The following is an 18422-nucleotide window of genomic DNA, read 5'->3' on the forward strand; positions in this document are numbered from 1 at the left end:
CCAATGGTCCTCGTATTTGCGCCAACGGTGCGGCCGGAAACGCTTGGTCGGGTAGATTGTGTGGACCAATCTGGGGCGGCCTCGATCTCGGCGCTCGGCACAGTGACACTCGGGTCGATCCGGGCGAGCGCAGCCTTCACGGAAGTGCAGGCCGCCTTGGGCAGCGCCATGTAGGCGATCTTATAGGCGTCTAAAGCAATAACCATGTATGGCGTCCCCTCGATCCACCAAAAATTCACAATCGCAGGCTGCGGACAATGCCCGGCCCCGTCTATTCCCAATCGCCAAGGCAGACGGCGCGCAGCTCGTCGGCCTTTTCGTGCACCATCTCCTCGCCGCGCGCGATCGCCTCGGCGCCGCGGTGCAGTTCCAGAACGGTCAAGGCCTTGAACTCGCCGTTGAGCGTCACGTGCGGCGGCTCCCCGGCGAAGCGCGCGCGCCGGATCGTCTCGGTCATCACGTCGATGGCGGCGGAGAGCACGTCGAAATAGGCCGGCGTGGCCGCTCGGGCCTGCGCCTCGGGGTCGATCCCGAAGGCCTCGTGCAGCGCCTGGGGCAGCACCGAGGCGGCCCAGTTCGCTACCGGCTTCGGCTCCGGCGGATGCCAGATCCGCCCGCGCGGCTTGGCGTTGGGGTTGACCGCGATGATCACCTCCGCGCCGCGCGCCCGTGCCGCCGAAACCGGCACCGGGTTCACCAGCCCGCCATCGAGCAGCCAGCGCTCGTCGATCTGGATCGGGCTCATCATCCCCGGAATGCCCGCCGAGGCGCGCACCGCCTTGTAGGTCGGCCCATGGTCGAGCCAGATCTCGCGGCCGGTCTCCATGTCGGTGGCGATGGCGGTAAAGGGGTGGCCGAGGTCTTCGATCAGCTCGGGCACGCCGAGTTCCTTCAGGATGGTCTCGATCTCGCGCGCTTCGACCAGCCCGCCGGAGCGCAGGCGCAGATCCATCATCGAGACGAAGCGCGCGGGGCTGAGCGCGCGCACCCACTCCTCCAGCTCGCCGAGCTTGCCGCCGGCCCAGGCCGCGCCGACGATCGCCCCCATCGAGGTGCCGGCCACCACGTCCGGGGTGATGCCGATCTCTTCGAGCGCCTTCAACACCCCGATGTGGCACCAGCCGCGCGCGCCGCCGGAACCAAGGGCCAGACCGATCTTCGGTTGTTTGCTCATGCGCCGAGTTTGCCCTCTTCCAGCGCCGCGTCAAGCCGGTGCAGCTTCAGTCACTCGCCCGTTCGGCCTCGATCTCGCGCCAGCGCGCGACGTTGCGGTTGTGCTCCGCCAGCGTCTCGGCAAAGGCGTGGCCACCGCTGCCGTCGGCGACGAAGAAGATGTAATCTGTGTTCGCCGGGTCGAGCGCCGCCTCGATCGAGGCCAGGCCGGGGTTGGCGATCGGCGTGGGCGGCAGCCCGTCGATAACGTAGGTGTTGTAGGGCGTCTCCGAGCGCAGTTCCGATTGCCGCAGGCCGCGGCCCAGCGCGCCCTGCCCGCGGGTGATGCCGTAGATCACCGTCGGGTCGGTCTGCAGCCGCATGCCGGCGCGCAGACGGTTGACGAAAACGCTCGCCACGGTGCGGCGTTCCTCGGCGACGCCGGTTTCCTTTTCGACGATCGAGGCCATGATGAGAGCTTCCTCGGGCGTGCCGTATGGCAGGCCCTCGGCGCGGTTGGCCCAGGCCTCGGCCAGCCGGGACTCCTGGGCGCTCTGCATCCGGGCGATCACCTCGGCGCGGTCGTCGCCCGGCCGCACCTCGTAACTGTCGGGCGCGAGCCGGCCCTCGGACGGCACCTCGTCGACGCTGCCGGAGAGGAATTCGGCCTCTTTCAGCGCCTCGACGATCTGCCACGAGGTCGCCCCCTCGGCCACCGCGACGCGGAAGCGGGTGTCGATCTGGTCGCGCAGGCGGAGGTAGTCGGCGGGGATCTGCTCGGCGTCGGGGGCAAACTCGACACGGGTGACGAAGCGCTCGGTGACGGGATCGAGCTCACGCACCTGGATGTCGCTGGCCAGCACACCGATGCGGTAGACGATCTCGGTGCCGCAGGTCGAGGCGCCGCCGCGGGTGACGATATCGACGATCTGTTCCATCGAGGCGTTCTCGGGCACGAGGAAGCTGCCGGCCTTGAGCGCCTGCGCCTTGCCGGTGTAATCCGCCCCCATGCGCAAGATCGCGGCGGACGACACCGCGCCTTCCGCGGCGAGGTTTTCCGACACGCGGCTGAAGTTCGAGCCGGGCTCGACACGCAGGCAGATCGCGGCCTCAAGCGGGCCGGGTTCGACGTATTGCCGCTGGCCCCAGGCGACGAGGCCGCCGAAGACGATCAGCACCAGCACGAAGAGCGACAGCGCCGTGGAGGCGATATTGCGCCACATCAGCCGCGCACCTTGCCCATCACCAGCGAGGCGTTGGTGCCGCCGAAGCCGAAGGAATTCGACAGCGCCACGTTGATCTCGCGCGCCTGCTTCGCATTCGCCGCGAGCGAGAGTTTCGGCGTCACCGCCGGGTTGTCGAGGTTGATCGTCGGCGGCGCGACCTGGTCGCGGATCGCGAGGATCGAGAAGATCGCCTCCACCGCCCCGGCAGCGCCGAGCAGGTGGCCGATCGACGACTTGGTCGACGACATGGTGACGTTCTGCGCGTGATCGCCCAGCATCCGCTCGACGGCGGCCAGCTCGATCACGTCGGCCATCGTCGAGGTGCCGTGGGCGTTGATGTAGTCCACCGCCGAGGGCTCCAGCCCGGCGCGCTTCAGCGCCGAGCGCATCGCCCGCTCGCCGCCCTCGCCGTCTTCGGAGGGCGCGGTGATGTGATAGGCGTCGCCCGAGAGGCCATAGCCGAGGATCTCGGCGTAAATCTTCGCACCGCGCGCCTTGGCGTGTTCGTATTCCTCCAGCACCACCACGCCGGCGCCCTCGCCCATCACGAAGCCGTCTCGGTCGGCGTCATAGGGGCGCGAGGCGGTTTCGGGGGCGTCGGCGCGCTTCGACGAGAGCGCGCGCGCGGCGTTGAAGCCGGCGATGCCGATCTCGGAAATCGCCGCCTCCGCGCCGCCCGCGATCATCACGTCGGCATCGTCGAAGGCGATCAGCCGCGCGGCGTCGCCGATGGCGTGGGCGCCGGTGGAACAGGCCGTGACCACCGCGTGGTTCGGCCCCTTGAAGCCGTAGCGGATCGAAACCTGGCCCGAGACGAGGTTGATCAGCGCGCCGGGAATGAAGAACGGCGACACCCGGCGCGGCCCCTTCTCATGAATGAGCAGCGCGGTTTCGGCAATCGAGTTCAGCCCGCCGATACCCGAACCGATCATCACCCCGGTGCGGATCCGGCTTTCCTCGTCCTCGGGCTTCCAGTCGGCGTCGCGCACCGCCTGCTCGGCGGCGGCGATACCGTAGAGGATAAAGTCGTCCACCTTGCGGCGGTCTTTCGGGTCCATCCAGTCGTCGGCGTTGAAGGTGCCGTCGGAGCCATCGCCCAGCGGCACTTCGCAGGCATAGGTGGTGACCACGCGCGAGGCGTCAAACCGGGTGATCGGGCCCGCGCCGGACTGCCCGGCGAGCAGGCGCGCCCAGGTCTCCTCCACGCCGCACGCCAGCGGCGAAACCATTCCCAGACCGGTGACCACCACGCGACGCATCATCAACTGCCCTTCCATCCAAGCCGGCTTTGCAACGTCGGATTGATAGCCCGCGCGGGGGCGCAGGGGCAAGGGTGAAACCGGAGCGCGGCGGGCAACCGCCCGCGCCTTGCGTGGCGCCGCGCGCGCCGCCACGGCGGGTGCCCCGGCACCCGGCCGGTCACGGCCGCTCACATTCCGGCGAGCGCATATGATGGACGCTGGCTATTGCCCGCGGCGCGGCCTATCAAACGGTCGAACACCGGACCAAACGTCATTCGAGGATTTCCCATGCCCGACAGCCGCCTCACCCGGCGCAGCCTGATCGCCGCCGCCGCCGCCCTGCCGCTCGCAGCCCCCGCGGTTCTGCGCGCCCAGCCGCCCGTGCCCGAGATCGAGATCGAGAGCGAGGCCGACGAGGTGGTGCGGCGCAATATTTCCTCGTTCAAGGTCGAGCATTGGCAGGACCATTTCGAGAGCCTCGGCAAGGGTGCGATCGTCGCCGACACGGTGAGCCGGGCGCTGCACTTCTGGTCGGGCGACGGTGAGACCTACAAGCTCTACCCCACTTCGGTGCCGCGCAGCGACGAGCTGACCAAGCGCGGCTATACCGAGATCGTGCGCAAGAAGGTCGGGCCGACCTGGACCCCGACGGCCTCGATGCACGAGCGGATGCCCGATCTGCCCAAGGTGATGGGGCCCGGCCCCGACAACCCGCTGGGCAGCCATGCGCTCTACCTGTCCTGGCCCGCCTACCTGATCCACGGCACCCACGACACCCGCAAGATCGGCCGGCGCTCTTCCGACGGCTGCATCGGGCTTTACAACGAAAAGATCGCCGAGCTGTTCGATCTTGCGCCGGTGGGCACGCAGGTGCGCCTGATCTGACCGGACCGTCACGGGCTGGACCTGTGCCGCTTTCCCGATATGATCGGTTCGACGCGAGCGAACGGATCGGAACGGGAGGGAAGCAAGGTGTCGATGCAGGTGCGTATTCTGCCCGAGATCGGGTTGGTCTATGTGCGCTATTCCAGCTGGATGTCGATTGACGAGAGCGGCGCGGCCTTTGCCGAGTATCTCGCCCATCCCGATTTCCGCCTCGGGCAGAAACAGCTGATCGACCTCACCGAGGTCACCGAGTGGGACAGGGATTTCACCAAGCTGCTCGCGCTGCAGGCCCGCAAGGCCGACGTTTTCCACCAGCCGCCGCACTCCACTCTGCTCGCGATGATCGCGCCGACGCCCAAGGCGCGAACGCTCGCCAACTGGGTCAGCCGCTCCTGGGACCAGGTCGACACCGTGGCCTATCTCGTCGCCGAAACCGAGGCCGAGGCGCTCGAACTTCTCGGCATCCGCGCCGAGCGCATCGACGAGTTGCTCCCCTCGCCCTGAAACGGCCTCTGCCGCTTGCCTCGCGGGCATTTTTTGCGCAGGCTCGACGCAGGCAGACGCGGGAGGGGCAGATGGCCACCACGACCCCCGATTTCACAATCGGCATCGAGGAGGAATACCTCCTTGTCGACAAGGACAGCCTCGCCCTCGCCGTCGCCCCCGAAGGGCTGATGGAAGCCTGTAAGGCCGAGCTCGAAGACCAGGTTTCACCCGAGTTCCTGCAATGCCAGATCGAGATCGGCAGCCATGTCTGCCGCTCGGTGGCCGAGGCGCGCGACGATCTGCGCAAGCTGCGCGCATCCGTCGCCCGGCAGGCCGAGAAGCACGGCCTCGCCCCGATCGCGGCCTCCTGCCACCCGTTCTCGGCCTGGCGCGACCAGCACCACACCAACAAGGAGCGTTACAACGATCTGCGGCGCGATCTCGGCGGCGTCGCCCGGCGGCTGCTGATCTCGGGGATGCACGTGCATGTCGGCCTGCCCGATCCCGAAGACCGCATCGACGTGATGAACCAGCTCACCTATTTCCTGCCGCACCTGCTGGCGATGTCGGCCTCCTCGCCGTTCTGGCAGGGCGAGGACAGCGGGCTCGCCTCCTACCGGCTGACGATATTCGACAACCTGCCGCGCACCGGGCTGCCGCCGAAGTTCTGGAGCTGGTCGGAATACCAGCGTTCGGTCGATGCCATCGTCGATATCGGGCTGATCGAGGACGCCTCGAAGATCTGGTGGGATCTGCGCCCCTCGGCGCGCTTTCCCACCATCGAGGCGCGGATCTGCGATGTCTCGCCGCGGATGGAAGACACGCTCACCCTCGCAGCGCTGGTGCAGTCGCTCACCCGCTTCCTGTGGCGGCTGAAGGGGCAGAACCGGCGCTGGCGGGTCTACGACAACTTCCTGCTGGCCGAGAACCGCTGGCACGCGATGCGCTACGGCATGTCGAACGGGCTGATCGACCTCGGCCAGCGCCGCATCGTGCCCTTCGCCGATCTCGTCGAGGAAATGATCGCGCTGGTGGCCGAGGATGCCGAGGCGCTGGGCTGTCTCGAAGAGGTCGAACGCGCCCGCGAGATCGTCGCCGGCGGCAATTCCGCCGACCGCCAGCGCCAGGTGTTCCGCGACGCGATCGAGGCGGAGGCCTCGGTCGAGGAAGCGCTGCGCGGGGTGGTGCGCCACCTGATCGCCGAGTTTCACGCCGATCTCTGATCCGGCCTTCGTTCCCGGGCCGCGCACGCGATCGCGGGATCGCGTGGCACGCCGCCGCGCGGCGGCGTGCCCCGGCGCTGGACCCGGCGCCGTTTCCGGGGCAGAAACGGGCGGACCCGCCGACCAAACGGACCCGCCCCATGCCCGATATCCGCATTTCGCGCGAAGGCCGCGCCGGCCGCATCACCCTCACCCGGCCGCAGGCGCTGAACGCGCTGACCTGGGCGATGTGCCGCGAGGTCGCCGCCGCGCTCACCCGCTGGCGCGACGACGCGGAGGTGCGGCTGGTGCTGATCGACGCCGAGGGCGACAAGGCTTTCTGCGCCGGCGGCGATATCCAGGAGATGTATGACACCGGCCGGCACGGCGATTTTGACTATGGCCGCCGGTTCTGGGCCGACGAATACCGCATGAACGCGATGATCGCGGAATATCCCAAGCCGGTGGTGGCGCTCCTGCAGGGCTACACCATGGGCGGCGGGGTCGGGCTCGGCTGCCACGCGGCGCACCGGGTCGTCTGCGAGACCAGCCGCATCGCCATGCCGGAAGTGGCGATCGGGCTGGTGCCCGACGTCGGCGGCACCCACCTTTTGGCGCGCGCGCCGGGGCGGATGGGCGAATACCTCGGTGCCACCGCCGCGCGCATGGGCCCTGGTGACGCGATCCGCGCGGGCTTTGCCGATCTCTACATCCCGCGCGAGTTCTGGCCCGCCCTCGTGCGGGCGCTGGAAACGACCGGCGATCTCGCCAGTCTCGACGCGATGGCGCAGGACGCGCCGCCCCCGCCCCTCGCCGACCACCAGGCCGAGATCGACCGGCTGTTCGCCGGCACCCCCGCCGACATCGTCGCCGCGCTGGAGGCGGAGGGCGGCGACTTCGCCCGCGAGGCCCTGGCCGCGCTGCGCCGCGCCTCGCCGCTGGCGGTGGCCTGCGGGCTGGCCAATATCCGCGCGGTGCGGGGCGAAGGCACTGTCCGCGCCGCGCTCACCCGCGAATACCGTTTCACCTGGCGCGCGGCGGAACACGGCGACTTCCTCGAAGGCATCCGCGCCCTGATCATCGACAAGGACAAGGCGCCGCGCTGGCAGCACGCCCGGCTCGAGGACGTGGGCGAGCACGACGTGGCCGCGATGCTGGCCGGGCTGGGCGCACGGGAGTTGGCGCTGTGACCGGAACCGCCCGCGCATGAGCTGGACGCGAACCGCCCCCGCGCTGAACGCGCTGGAACCCGAGACGCGCGCCATGCTCGATCGTCTCGCCCCCGTCGAGGTCCCCGAGGCGGCGGTGCTGTTCTCGCCCGGCCAGGCGGTGAAGGGCTACGTGATCGTGCTCGAGGGCCATGTCGGGGTGCATCTCATCGGTCCGGGCGGGCGCGACATCCTGCTTTACGAGGTGGCGCCGGGGCAAAGCTGCATCCAGTCGACGCTGGGACTGATCGGCGGCGCCGATTATTCCGCCGAGGCCACGGCGACGGTGCCCACCCGGCTGGTGCTGGTGCCGCGCACGCTGTTTCTCGACCTGCTCGACCGCTCGCCCGGCTTTCGCAAGATCGTCTTCGCCGCCTTCGCCGAACGGATGCAGGCGATGATGCAGCTGATCGAGACGATGAGCTTCATGCGCGTCGAGGCGCGGCTGGCGGCGCTGATCCTCGACCGGGCCGACGCCGCCGGCACGCTAGAGATGACCCAGGCCGAGATCGCCCGCGCCATCGGCACCGCCCGCGAGGTGGTTTCGCGCCGGCTCGACCGGCTGGCGCGCGCCGGCGCGATCCGGGCCGAACGCGGCCGCATCCGAATCCGCGACCGGGCGGCGCTGGAGGCGCTGGTGGCCAACCCGGCCGTGTGACTCCGTCACATGATCTTCTCCTGCGGTTGTGCTAGGGTGCAGGCACTACCAACGGTTCGACCGAAAGGACCCACCCATGATCAAGACCAATGAAGGCACGATCGACCGCGTGCTGCGCATCATTCTCGGCGGCGCGCTGATCACCGGCTACTTCCTCAATCCCGAGGGCGCCTATTCCTGGCTCTATTGGCTCGGGGTGATCCCGCTGGCCACCGGGATCGTCGGCTGGTGCGGGCTTTATGCCGTGCTCGGCATCAACACCTGCAAGATGAAGAACTGAGGCCTCGCGCCCCGGCCCCCGGGCCCGGGGCGCGCGCGCACCCCCTGCGGCTAGCCCGTCGCCCGCAGCCGGCGGATCAGCGACGACGTATCCCAACGTCCGCCGCCCATTTTCTGCACATCCTTGTAGAACTGGTCGACCAGCGCCGTCACCGGCAGGCTGGCGCCGGTCTCGTCCGCGGCGTCGAGGCAGATCCCGAGATCCTTGCGCATCCAGTCGACGGCGAAGCCGAAGTCGAAGCGGTCGTCGGCCATGGTCTCGGCGCGGTTCGTCATCTGCCAGCTGCCCGCCGCGCCCTGGCTGATCACCTCCACCACCTCGCGGATGTCCAGCCCGGCCCTCTCGGCGAAGTGCAGCCCCTCCGACAACCCCTGCAGCAGACCGGCGATGCAGATCTGGTTGACCATCTTGGCCAGCTGCCCCGCGCCGCTCTCGCCCAGCCGCCGGATCGTGCGGCCGTAGGCCGCCATCACCGGCGCGGCGGCCTCGTAGGCCGCCGCCTCGCCGCCGCACATGATCGAGAGCACGCCGTTCTCGGCCCCCGCCTGCCCGCCCGACACCGGCGCATCGACGAAGCGCAGCCCGGTCTCGGCGGCCACGTCATGCAGGGCGCGCGTCACGCTTGCCGATACCGTGGTGTGATCGACGAAGATCGCGCCCGCCGCCATGCCGGCGAAGGCGCCCTCCGGCCCGAGGCAGACCGAGCGCAGATCGTCGTCGTTGCCGACGCAGGCCATGACGAAATCGGCGCCCTCGGCGGCGGCCCGCGGGGTGGCCGCCATCGCGCCACCATGCGCGGCGACCCAGGCCTCCGCCTTCGCCGCGGTCCGGTTGTAGACCACCACCTCGTGGCCCTGCGCCACCAGGTGGCCCGCCATCGGGTAGCCCATCACCCCGAGGCCAAGAAAAGCGCATTTCGCCATATCACCGCTCCGTCGATTGCATGCCTTGTCGCTTGCCTTTATTGACGGGGCCTCGGGGCGGGTCAACAAAGGTGGACCATGGCGGCGCTTTTCAGGTGGACGGTTCGGGTTGTCGCGGCGGTGCTGATTCTCGCCGGCGTCGCGCTGGCCTTCGTCTACTACCTCGCCGCGCGCTCGCTGCCCGAATATGACGCGACCCGGCCGGCGCGCGGCATCTCGGCCCCGGTCGAGATCGTGCGCAACCACGCCAACGTCCCCCACATCTTCGGCGAGACCGACGACGACGTGTTCTTCGGCCTCGGCTACGCCCATGCGCAGGACCGGCTGTGGCAGATGATCATGCTCCGGCGCACCGCGCAGGGGCGGCTTTCGGAGGTGTTCGGAGAACGCACCTTGCGGATCGACGACCTCATGCGCCGGCTCGATATCTACCCGCTGGCGCAACAGGCCGCGACGATGCAGACCCCGGAGACCACCGCGATGCTGCGGGCCTATGCGCGCGGCGTGAACGCCTGGCTCGACCGGGTGAACGACGAAGCGCTCGGCCGGGGCGCTCCTGAATTGTTCATGTTCTCCAATGACGTGAGCCCATGGGTGGCGGCCGACAGCATCGCGGTGATGAAGCTGATGGGGGTGCAGATGGCCTCGCACGTGCAGGCCGAGGTGCTGCGCGCGCGGGTGACGCTGGCGGTGGGGGCGGATCGGCTTGTCGACATCCTGCCCGATGCGCCGGGCAGCGGCGTGGCCGCCATGCCCGATTACGCCAGCCTGTTCGACGCGGCGCCGAACCGCTTCGCCGCCCTCTCCCCCCTGCCCGCGCCCGATCCGCTCTCGCCGGTGGCGCCCTACGGGCTGGGCGGCGCCTCCAACGCCTGGGCCGCCGCGCCCGCGCGCTCGGCCGCCGGGGGCACGCTGCTGGCCAACGACCCCCACCTTGGCTTCTCCGCGCCCTCGGTCTGGTATCTCGCCCGGCTCGAGCTGCAAACCGGCGGGGTGATCGGCGGCACCATCCCCGGCATGCCGGTGATGCTGGCGGGGCGCGGCGCGGGTTTCGGCTGGGGCCTGACCTCGTCCTATCTCGACGATCAGGACGTGTTCATCGAGAAGCTCAACCCCGACGATCCCGGCGAGGTGCTCACCCCCGAGGGCTTCAAGCCGATGGAGAGCCGCGCCTCGATCATCCGGGTGAAAGACCAGCCCCCGGTCACGATCAACATGCAATGGACGGAAAACGGCCCGGTGCTGCCCGGCCAGCACTACGCGCTGTCGACGATCACCCCGCCGGGGCACGTCACCAGCCTGGGCTGGACGCTGCTCACCGCGCGCGACCGGTCGATGGGCGCGGGGCTGGCGCTGATGCGCGCGCGCTCGGTCGAGGAGGGACTGGCGGCGGGGGCGGACTTCGTCGCACCGTCGCAGAACGTCACCATGGTCGACGCCGAGCGGATCGCGATGAAAACCTTCGGCCGGATGCCCCGGCGCGATGCCGATCACGCCACCGAGGGGCGGATGCCCAGCCCCGGCTGGGAGACGCAGAACCGCTGGCGCGGCACCGAGGCCTATGCCGCCAACCCCGAGTTCGTCGCCCCCTCGGGCGGCATCGTCGGCAACACCAACAACAAGCTGCTCGAACGCCCCTTCCCGCTGCACGTCAGCCGCGACTGGGGCGATACCCAGCGGGTGCAACGCTGGCAAAGGCTGATGCAGGCGCGCGAGGTGCATACCCGCGAGAGCTTCATCGAGGCCCAGCTCGACCCGGTCTCGGTCACCGCGCGCAACCTGCTGCCGCTGGTCGGGGCCGATCTGTGGTTCACCGGCGAGCCCGCCCCCGAGGGCACGCCCGAACGGCTGCGCCAGCGCGCGCTCGACCTGCTGGCCGACTGGAACGGCGAGATGAACGAGCACCTGCCCGAGCCGCTGATCTACATGGCGTGGATGCGCGCGCTCCAGGACCGGCTGATCCGCGACGAGCTCGGCCCGCTGGCGAACGCCTTCAGCCACGTCAACCCGGTGTTCATCGAACGGGTGTTCCGTGACGTGGACGGGGCGTCGCGTTGGTGCGACGTGGTGCAATCGGCGCCGGTCGAAACCTGCACCGAGATCTCGCGCCAGGCGCTCGACGAGGCGCTGATCTGGATCGGCGAGGCGGTGGGCGGCGAGATCGAGGCGCTGCGCTGGGGCGATCTGCACCAGGCCACGCATGACCACGCCGTGCTCGGCGAGGTGCCGGTGCTGCGCTGGTTCGTGAACATCCGCCAATCCACCTCCGGCGGCGACAACACCCTGAACCGCGGGCTTACCTCGGGGCGCGGGGCGAACCCGTTCCTCAACATCCACGGGCCGGGCTACCGCGGGGTCTACGATTTCGCCGACCCGGATTCGTCGCTGTTCATCACCTCCACCGGCCAGTCGGGCCACTTCCTGTCACGCCATTACGACGACCTGGGCGCGCTGTGGCGGCGCGGCGAATACGTGCCGATGAGCCTCGACCCCGCCCTCGCCCGCGCCGCGGCGGTGGGGGTGACACGGCTCCTGCCGATGGAGTGACCCGGGGGCGCGGGGCCGCGTTTTCCGTGGCGGAAAACGTGACGGTTTCCGTACGGAAACCGGGCCGAAATCCGTACGGATTTCGCGCTCCTGACGTTGCACACATGGAATGGGGTTCGCTGGTGGCAGGAGGGGATCGGACACATGGTCAGCAGCGTTGAGGGGAATGGTGGGGCGAGGGGGTGGAGGCCAGACTACCGAATACTGCTTTATGGAAGAACAGCGGCAATGTGCGGGGAGCGGAATTTGCAAAGCTGGGGCAGTTTCCTGACACCGGACCTTCAAGCTGAGTGCAGCGAATGCCGGGTGAGAGCCCAAAATTACTGATGCTGCAACCTGTTTAGATGTCGGTTATCGTCTTGGAAATAAGTGAGTATGAATAGACGATGACTACCGATGATTTTTGAACCTGAGCATTGGGAAAAGCCGTCTCCAAGAGAGATGCTTGATTTTCTGGATCGCCCAAAGGCGACCGGGAAACCCACTGGCAGTACGCTCGTCTTTCGTAAGCAGCTTTCGCCTCTGTCTGTCTACAAGTACCTCGTTGCCCGCTTTGGCCAGCCCTACGGCTTCCAAACGATGGCGAAGAAGCCGCACGACAGCGACAACCTTTTCCATTGGGACTACCTTCTAAAAGCGGGTGACACTTGGCTTCACATGCAGGGAGGGAACCGAGATGTCCATGTCACGGTTTTTGGCAAGCGCATGTCGTCCAAGAATTGGGCAAAATTCGCGAAGGCGCTGAAGGGTGATTTCGGCCGCTGTGGTCGCGAAATGGCGGCAGTCGGCGCGACACTCGAAAAGTGGAGCGTTGTCTCGAACCGATTTGCGTTGATCGCGGATGCCTGCGCCGGTTTCCACGAAGTTTTGACGGACGAGCAAGACCTTCCCGACTTCGCTCCGGGAAAGCGTAGGTCCAACGCGGGCATCAAGCGCTACCATAAACACGTTGAGAAGATCGGGAAGCGAGCGGACCGGGTGTTTAGTGCATCGCTCTCGCTCGATTTGATTACGCCGGTACTGGCTGAGGCATTCATCAATCTCGTGATACTCATGACCCGAAAGGACGAACTGAAGCGCAACCCGAGACAGTATGAACACTATATCCGGCAACCAATTGATACGCGGGTCTTCGACCTGCACTTGAAGTGCAACTACTTCACAGCAGGGGTCGATCCCAACAGCGATGAATACAAGGCGTTCAAGCGGGTTATGGATCGTCGGAACCATAACCTCCATGGAAACATTGATCCCGGCAGGGACGCCATCGAAACAGTCTACTTCGACAATTTTACGCCGCTCTACGAAAGAGGTGCTGATCCGATCCTCGAATTATTCAAGAACAAGGAAGCGGTATTCGACGTTGCCGGTGTGCTCGCTCGATACCACGACGTTCACACCTTCCTCATTTACGTGCTGAGCTTAATTGAGGAGAAACCCAGAGCGGAAATCGAGATGATGATGGATGAGTCAACTTTCGGGTATGACGTTTCGCGCGAGCGTCCGGGCCGCCTCTTCTCCTCTCTGGAAGTCATGATGTTGATGCCGCTCAAGTACGACGATGAATTGAATGTCGATTGGCGGTAAGTAGCCGACAGCGGCCATTGGAGCAACCGCAGCGAAGGTCAGCAAAGTCCGCACTGCCGCCGCTCGACTGGTCCAGCGTGAAGGTCCGCTCTAACCTGCCAGGCAGTTTCGCGCCACGTCCGCTTTGGGCTGACAACGGTCGTCGCGTCCGAATGTGTCAACAGCCCCGCGCCACCACCCTCGCCCCATCCCTCAATCCACCGAAGGCGACCCGGGGTCCTTTAGTAAGACGGCGGCCGCTAGCCCTTGAATCTGTCGAACGCCGCCTTCTGGCGCGGGGTCCAGTCGACCGCGAGCACCCAGCCGTTCTTGTCTTCGCGCTCCTCGACGACCACGTGGGCCTCGTGCAGCCAGGCCCGTGCCTTGCCGTGCGAGAAGCCGAGGCGCACGTGGTCGCGGCGGCGTTCCTCGGCCAGTTGCGTCTCGATCGCGGCGGTGAGCGCATCAAGCCCGGCGCCGGTCAGCGCCGAGAGCGCCACCACGCCGGCGTTGCGCGCGGCCTCGGTCTCGCGCGCCGCGCGGGCCTCGGGATCGAGCCGGTCGATCTTGTTCCAGACCTCGATGCGCGGGGTTTCCTCGGCCACGCCGAGGTCCTCGAGGATCGTCTCCACGTCCCTCGCCTGCGCGTCGGTCTCTTCGGCCGAGACATCGCGCACGTGGCAGATCACGTCGGCGCCCAGCACCTCCTCCAGCGTGGCGCGGAAGGCGGCGACGAGCTGGGTTGGCAGATCGGAGATGAAGCCCACGGTATCGGACAGGATCACCTTGCGCCCCGACGGCAGCACGAGGCCGCGCATCGTCGGGTCGAGGGTGGCGAAGAGCATGTCCTCGGCCATCACCTCCGCGCCGGTCATCCGGTTGAACAGCGTGGATTTGCCGGCGTTGGTGTAGCCCACCAGCGCCACCACCGGAAACGGCACCTTGGCGCGCGCGGCGCGGTGCAGTTCGCGGGTTTTCACCACCTTGGAGAGCTGCTTGCGCAACCTGGTGAGCTGTTCGTCGATCGCGCGCCGGTCGGCCTCGATCTGGGTTTCGCCGGGGCCGCCGACGAAGCCAAGCCCGCCGCGCTGGCGCTCAAGGTGGGTCCAGGCCCGCACGAGGCGGGTGCGCTGGTAGGAGAGCGCGGCCATTTCCACCTGCAACACGCCTTCGCGGGTGCGCGCCCGGTCGGAGAAGATTTCGAGGATCAGGCCGGTGCGGTCGAGGATCTTGACCTTCCAGGCCTTCTCGAGATTGCGCTGCTGCACCGGGCTCACCGGCCCGTCGATCAGCACGAGGTCGATCTCGTGGGCGGTGAGCCGGGCCCTGATCTCCTCGATCTTGCCGGTGCCGAACAGGTGGCCGGGATGCGGGCGGGCAAGGCGGACGATCTCCTGCCCCAGCACTTCCAGGCCGGGCAGCGCGGCGGCGAGCGATACGCCCTCTTCCAGCGCCGTCTCGGGGTCGCGGCGCGTCCGGTCGGCGGTCAGATCGGGGTGGATCACCCAGGCGCGGGTGGGTTTTTCCTCGCGCGACGTGGGGGCAGTGGTCATGGCATGAGCCTCGTGAAATATGCGGGCGCCGCGCGGTTGCAACGCCGCGGGGCTGCGGCGTTTGCAAGCGCATTGTCCCCGCGCGGGTCGGCGCGGGGCGGTGTCGGTCTGATACGGCCGCAGCGGGAGGTCAGGTTTCGTCGCCGTCGTAGAGGTTGATCGGCTGCGACGGCATGATCGTCGAGATCGCGTGCTTGTAGACGAGCTGGCTTTGCCCGTCGCGCTTGAGCAACACGCAGAAATTGTCGAACCACGAGATCACACCCTGCAGCTTCACGCCGTTGATCAGGAAGATGGTCACCGGAACCTTGGCCTTGCGGACATGGTTCAGAAACGCATCCTGTAGGTTTTGCTTGTCGGCAGCCATCGCTTCTTGCCCTTGTTGTCTCGTGCTGCCGGAACCCGGCAGAATTCCCTGCTGCTCCAGTATGTAATGGCCTCGCTCAAGTTTCCACCCCCAAATTCGAAGGTTTTTCGCCCCGGATCAGCGCCGCCACAGGTCGGGCGAGAACAGCGCGACGATCGCCAGCGTCTCGAGGCGGCCGAGAATCATCGCCGCGGTGAGCACCGCCTTGCCGGCGCCGGTCAGGCTCGAGTAGAGCACCGGTTCGGGAAGGGCGACGGAGGCGAGCGGGCCGGTGGTGGTGAGCGCGGCCACCGCGAACACCAGCCCGGCCTCGAAGCCCGGGCCGGTGAGCGCGAAGGCGATCCAGATCAGCGCCACCGAGAACGCCATCAGCATGAAGGACAGCCACGCCATGTAGGCCCCGCCGCGCCGCAGGTAACGCGCCTCGCGGCCCGCGCCGGCGACCGAACTGGGGTGCACCAGGCGTCCGAGCTCGCGCCGGCCATGCTGGTAGAGCGCGTAGACCCGCAAGAGCTTGGTGCCGCCCGCCGTCGTCGCTACCCCGCCGCCGATCAGGGCGAGACCGATCAGGATGATCCCCGGTGAAGTCAGTCCCGACCAGTCCTGCGTCCGCTCCCAGCCAGCGCTTTCGAAGCCGGTGGTGGTGAGGAAGGAGAGCACCGTGAAGGCCGAGCCCCAGAGCGTGGCCAGCCCCTCGACGAGGCTCATCTCGGCGCCTTCCAGCTCGTAGGCGCCGAGGAAGTGACGCAGGAACAGGAACGCGGGCACCAGCGTTGCCAGCGCCAGCGCGATGCGGATTTCCGGATCGCGCGCCACGGTGCCGATCCCCCGCCCCCGGGTTTCGCTCGCGAAGGTGATGCGCGAGACGGCGAAGACGAGGAATCCCGCCACCACCATCTCGCCGCCCCAGCCCGCGCCGCCGCCCTCGAGCCCGCCCACCGGCGAGATGCCGGAGGTGGAGAGCACCGACATCGCATGTGCAAGCGCCACCGCCGGCGTATCCCCGGCCACGATCAGCCCGACCCAGAGCAGCAGCGTGAGCCCGACATAGATCGGCAGGAGCTGAGCGGCATGGGCGCGCACCCGGCGCGACAGGTTGGCGCGTTCGGTGATCTGGACGAAGCCGCGCGCCACCACTTCCTGCGTCGGGGCGCGGCGGCGCACCTCGAAGCCGCCCAGCGCCATCGGCGCCAGCACCGCGATCGCGGCGACCCACATGATCAGGCCGCCCAGCCAGCCGACCGTGGCGCGCCAGGTGTGCAGCGGCGCGGCGAGGCGACCGGGGCGTTCGAACAGCGTCGCCCCGGTGGTGGTGAGCGAGGAGACCATCTCGACGTAGGCATTGACGAGCGTGGTGTTGCCGACGGCCTGGTGGAACGGCAGCGCGAACAGGAAGGGCAGCGCCACGAACAGCCCGGCCAACCCGGCGAGGTGGCGGCGCGGGTGTTCCGCCCGAGCCCGGCCGGCGAGCGCGATGCCGATGAACAGCGCCAGCAACAGGTTCAACGCGCCGAAGTAGAAGAAGACCTCCGCGATCACCCGCGCGCCGATCAGCGCGGCGTGCAGCGCCGGTATGAACATCGCCAGCCCGCCAAGCCCGATCAGGGTGACGATGAGCGGCAGGCGGGCGATCAGGGTGAACATCGCGCGCGCACCGGGCTCAGAAGAAGTCGATCGAGACCTGGAGCAGGCGCTCGACCTCGCGCACATCCGCCGCCATGGCAAAGATCACCACCACGTCGCCCTCCTCGATCTTGGTGCCGCCGGTGGGCCGCACCACCTTTTCGCCTTTCAGCACCGCCCCCACCAGCACGCCCTCGGGAAACTCGATATCGCGAATCGCGTGGCCGGCGATCGGCGAGGTGGAGAGCACCTGCGCCTCGATCACCTCGGCCTCGGCATCGCCCACCGAGTAGACCCCGCGCACCCGGCCGTGGCGGATGTGGCGCAGGATCGAGCTGACGGTGGTGGCGCGCGGGTTGATATAGGCGTCGATCCGCAGCGGCTCCATCAGCGGGATCAGCGAGGTATCGTTGATCAGGCAAATCGCCATCGGGCAGCCGGCGGCCTTGGCGCGCACGGCGGCGAGGATGTTGACCTTGTCGTCATCGGTCACCGCGAGCACCGCGTCGGCGCGGGCGATTCCCGCCTCGCGGAGCAGTTCGATATCCATGCCGTTGCCATGCAGCACCACGGTGCGTTCAAGGGAGTCGGCGGCGTGCTCGGCGATGTTGCGGTCGAGTTCGATCACCTTGGCGCGGATGCGGTCGTGGCGCGCTTCCAGCGCCTCGGCCACCGAAAGCCCGACGTTGCCGCCGCCGATGATGACGACGCGGTCCTGGCGCGTGACCTCCTTGCCGAAGATCTCCAGCGTGCGGTTCACATCGCCGGTTTCGGCGCAGACATAGACCTGGTCGCCGACGAAGAGCTGGTCGGAGGCCTCGGGCACGAACAGCGTGCCGTCGCGGCGCACGCCGACCACGATCGCCTTCAGCGTCGAGAACAGGTCGGTCAGCTGGCGCAACGGGGTGTTGACCACCGGGCAATCGTCGTCGAGCTGGAGCCCGAGCAGCGTGGCGTTGCCCTGGAAGAAGGTCTGCACGTCGAAGGCCGAGGGCGCGGTGAGCCGGCGCAGCGCGGCGTCGGCCACCTCGCGCTCGGGGCTGATCACCACGTCGATCGGAAGGTGTTCCTGCCGGTAGAGATCGGAATAGATCGCGTCGAGGTAGCTCTGCGCCCGCAGCCGGGCGATCTTGCGCGGCACCGCGAAGATCGAATGCGCCACCTGGCAGGTGACCATGTTGACCTCGTCGGAATGGGTGGCGGCCACCAGCATGTCGGCGTCGCGCGCCCCGGCGCGGGCAAGGATATCGGGATAGGAGGCGAAGCCGGTCACCCCCTGCACGTCGAGCGTCTCGGTGGCGCGGGCGACGAGATCGGGGTTGTTGTCGACCACCGTCACGTCGTTGTTCTCGCCCGACAGGTGGCGCGCAATCTGCCAGCCAACCTGGCCCGCACCGCAGATGATGACCTTCATTGGGGTCTCCGTTCCGTCACCGGGAAGGATTGGCAGAAAGGCCGGGGATGGTCAACGTGGCGCGGCTCGCAAGCGAAGCATCGCGGACGGC

At 68.0% G+C, this 18422-nt stretch carries 16 protein-coding genes; 8 read left to right on the forward strand and 8 right to left on the reverse strand.

Annotated elements, in window-relative coordinates; genetic code table 11:
• Window positions 1-271 precede the first annotated feature (271 nt).
• Genes IEW01_RS08920 through fabF form a run of 3 tightly spaced genes read right to left on the reverse strand, consistent with a single transcriptional unit; the run spans window position 272 to window position 3637 of the window.
• On the reverse strand, window positions 272-1174 hold the full coding sequence (locus tag IEW01_RS08920; RefSeq protein ID WP_188527258.1) for a patatin-like phospholipase family protein: 903 nt from the start codon (window positions 1172-1174) through the stop codon (window positions 272-274).
• 46 nt (window positions 1175-1220) lie between these two features.
• On the reverse strand, window positions 1221-2375 hold the full coding sequence (gene mltG, locus IEW01_RS08925) for an endolytic transglycosylase MltG (RefSeq protein WP_188527259.1): 1155 nt from the start codon (window positions 2373-2375) through the stop codon (window positions 1221-1223).
• Window positions 2375-3637: a beta-ketoacyl-ACP synthase II gene (gene fabF, locus IEW01_RS08930; protein ID WP_188527260.1), complete on the reverse strand. Its 1263-nt coding sequence runs from the start codon at window positions 3635-3637 to the stop codon at window positions 2375-2377. The genes mltG and fabF overlap by 1 nt, the downstream gene beginning before the upstream one ends.
• 270 nt (window positions 3638-3907) lie before the next feature.
• On the opposite strand from fabF, the gene IEW01_RS08935 reads away from it, so the two are divergent.
• The 6 genes from IEW01_RS08935 (at window position 3908) to IEW01_RS08960 (ending at window position 8338) form a co-directional block, all read left to right on the forward strand.
• Window positions 3908-4504 carry a L,D-transpeptidase gene (locus tag IEW01_RS08935; protein ID WP_188527261.1) on the forward strand — a complete coding sequence of 199 codons (597 nt, stop codon included), beginning with the start codon at window positions 3908-3910 and terminating at the stop codon, window positions 4502-4504.
• Between the two features lie 93 nt (window positions 4505-4597).
• Window positions 4598-5008, forward strand: a complete 411-nt coding sequence (locus tag IEW01_RS08940; RefSeq protein ID WP_229738161.1) for a hypothetical protein — start codon at window positions 4598-4600, stop codon at window positions 5006-5008.
• Window positions 5009-5079: 71 nt separating this feature from the next.
• On the forward strand, window positions 5080-6213 hold the full coding sequence (locus IEW01_RS08945) for a carboxylate-amine ligase (protein ID WP_188527263.1): 1134 nt from the start codon (window positions 5080-5082) through the stop codon (window positions 6211-6213).
• A gap of 140 nt (window positions 6214-6353) precedes the next feature.
• Window positions 6354-7382: an enoyl-CoA hydratase/isomerase family protein gene (locus tag IEW01_RS08950; protein WP_188527264.1), complete on the forward strand. Its 1029-nt coding sequence runs from the start codon at window positions 6354-6356 to the stop codon at window positions 7380-7382.
• Between the two features lie 16 nt (window positions 7383-7398).
• Window positions 7399-8058 carry a Crp/Fnr family transcriptional regulator gene (locus tag IEW01_RS08955; protein WP_188527265.1) on the forward strand — a complete coding sequence of 220 codons (660 nt, stop codon included), beginning with the start codon at window positions 7399-7401 and terminating at the stop codon, window positions 8056-8058.
• Window positions 8059-8134: 76 nt separating this feature from the next.
• A complete protein-coding gene (locus IEW01_RS08960) occupies window positions 8135-8338 on the forward strand; it encodes a YgaP family membrane protein (RefSeq protein ID WP_188527266.1) in 204 nt (67 codons plus the stop codon).
• A 50-nt stretch (window positions 8339-8388) separates the two neighbouring features.
• On the opposite strand, the gene IEW01_RS08965 is transcribed toward IEW01_RS08960, so the two are convergent.
• Window positions 8389-9261: an NAD(P)-dependent oxidoreductase gene (locus tag IEW01_RS08965; RefSeq protein WP_188527267.1), complete on the reverse strand. Its 873-nt coding sequence runs from the start codon at window positions 9259-9261 to the stop codon at window positions 8389-8391.
• Window positions 9262-9339: 78 nt separating this feature from the next.
• Here IEW01_RS08965 and IEW01_RS08970 point away from each other — a divergent pair, with 78 nt between their 5' ends.
• Window positions 9340-11808 carry a penicillin acylase family protein gene (locus IEW01_RS08970; protein ID WP_188527268.1) on the forward strand — a complete coding sequence of 823 codons (2469 nt, stop codon included), beginning with the start codon at window positions 9340-9342 and terminating at the stop codon, window positions 11806-11808.
• Between the two features lie 396 nt (window positions 11809-12204).
• Window positions 12205-13395, forward strand: coding sequence for a hypothetical protein (locus IEW01_RS08975; RefSeq protein WP_188527269.1), 1191 nt, complete (start codon window positions 12205-12207; stop codon window positions 13393-13395).
• A 239-nt stretch (window positions 13396-13634) separates the two neighbouring features.
• Here IEW01_RS08975 and hflX read toward each other — a convergent pair whose 3' ends face one another.
• The 4 genes from hflX to trkA all read right to left on the reverse strand — a co-directional run bounded on the left by hflX (window position 13635) and on the right by trkA (window position 18331).
• Window positions 13635-14927, reverse strand: coding sequence for a GTPase HflX (gene hflX, locus IEW01_RS08980; RefSeq protein ID WP_188527270.1), 1293 nt, complete (start codon window positions 14925-14927; stop codon window positions 13635-13637).
• Window positions 14928-15057: 130 nt separating this feature from the next.
• Entirely contained in the window at window positions 15058-15294 is a 237-nt protein-coding gene (gene hfq / locus IEW01_RS08985) for an RNA chaperone Hfq (protein WP_085527516.1), read from the reverse strand.
• A gap of 117 nt (window positions 15295-15411) precedes the next feature.
• Complete coding sequence (locus tag IEW01_RS08990) at window positions 15412-16938, reverse strand: potassium transporter TrkG (protein WP_188527271.1); 1527 nt, start codon at window positions 16936-16938, stop codon at window positions 15412-15414.
• A gap of 16 nt (window positions 16939-16954) precedes the next feature.
• Window positions 16955-18331, reverse strand: a complete 1377-nt coding sequence (trkA, locus tag IEW01_RS08995) for a Trk system potassium transporter TrkA (protein ID WP_188527272.1) — start codon at window positions 18329-18331, stop codon at window positions 16955-16957.
• Between the last annotated feature and the right edge of the window lie 91 nt (window positions 18332-18422).

This window comes from Sinisalibacter lacisalsi (assembly GCF_014640115.1).
In the GTDB taxonomy this organism is placed as follows: Bacteria; Pseudomonadota; Alphaproteobacteria; order Rhodobacterales; family Rhodobacteraceae; genus Sinisalibacter; species Sinisalibacter lacisalsi.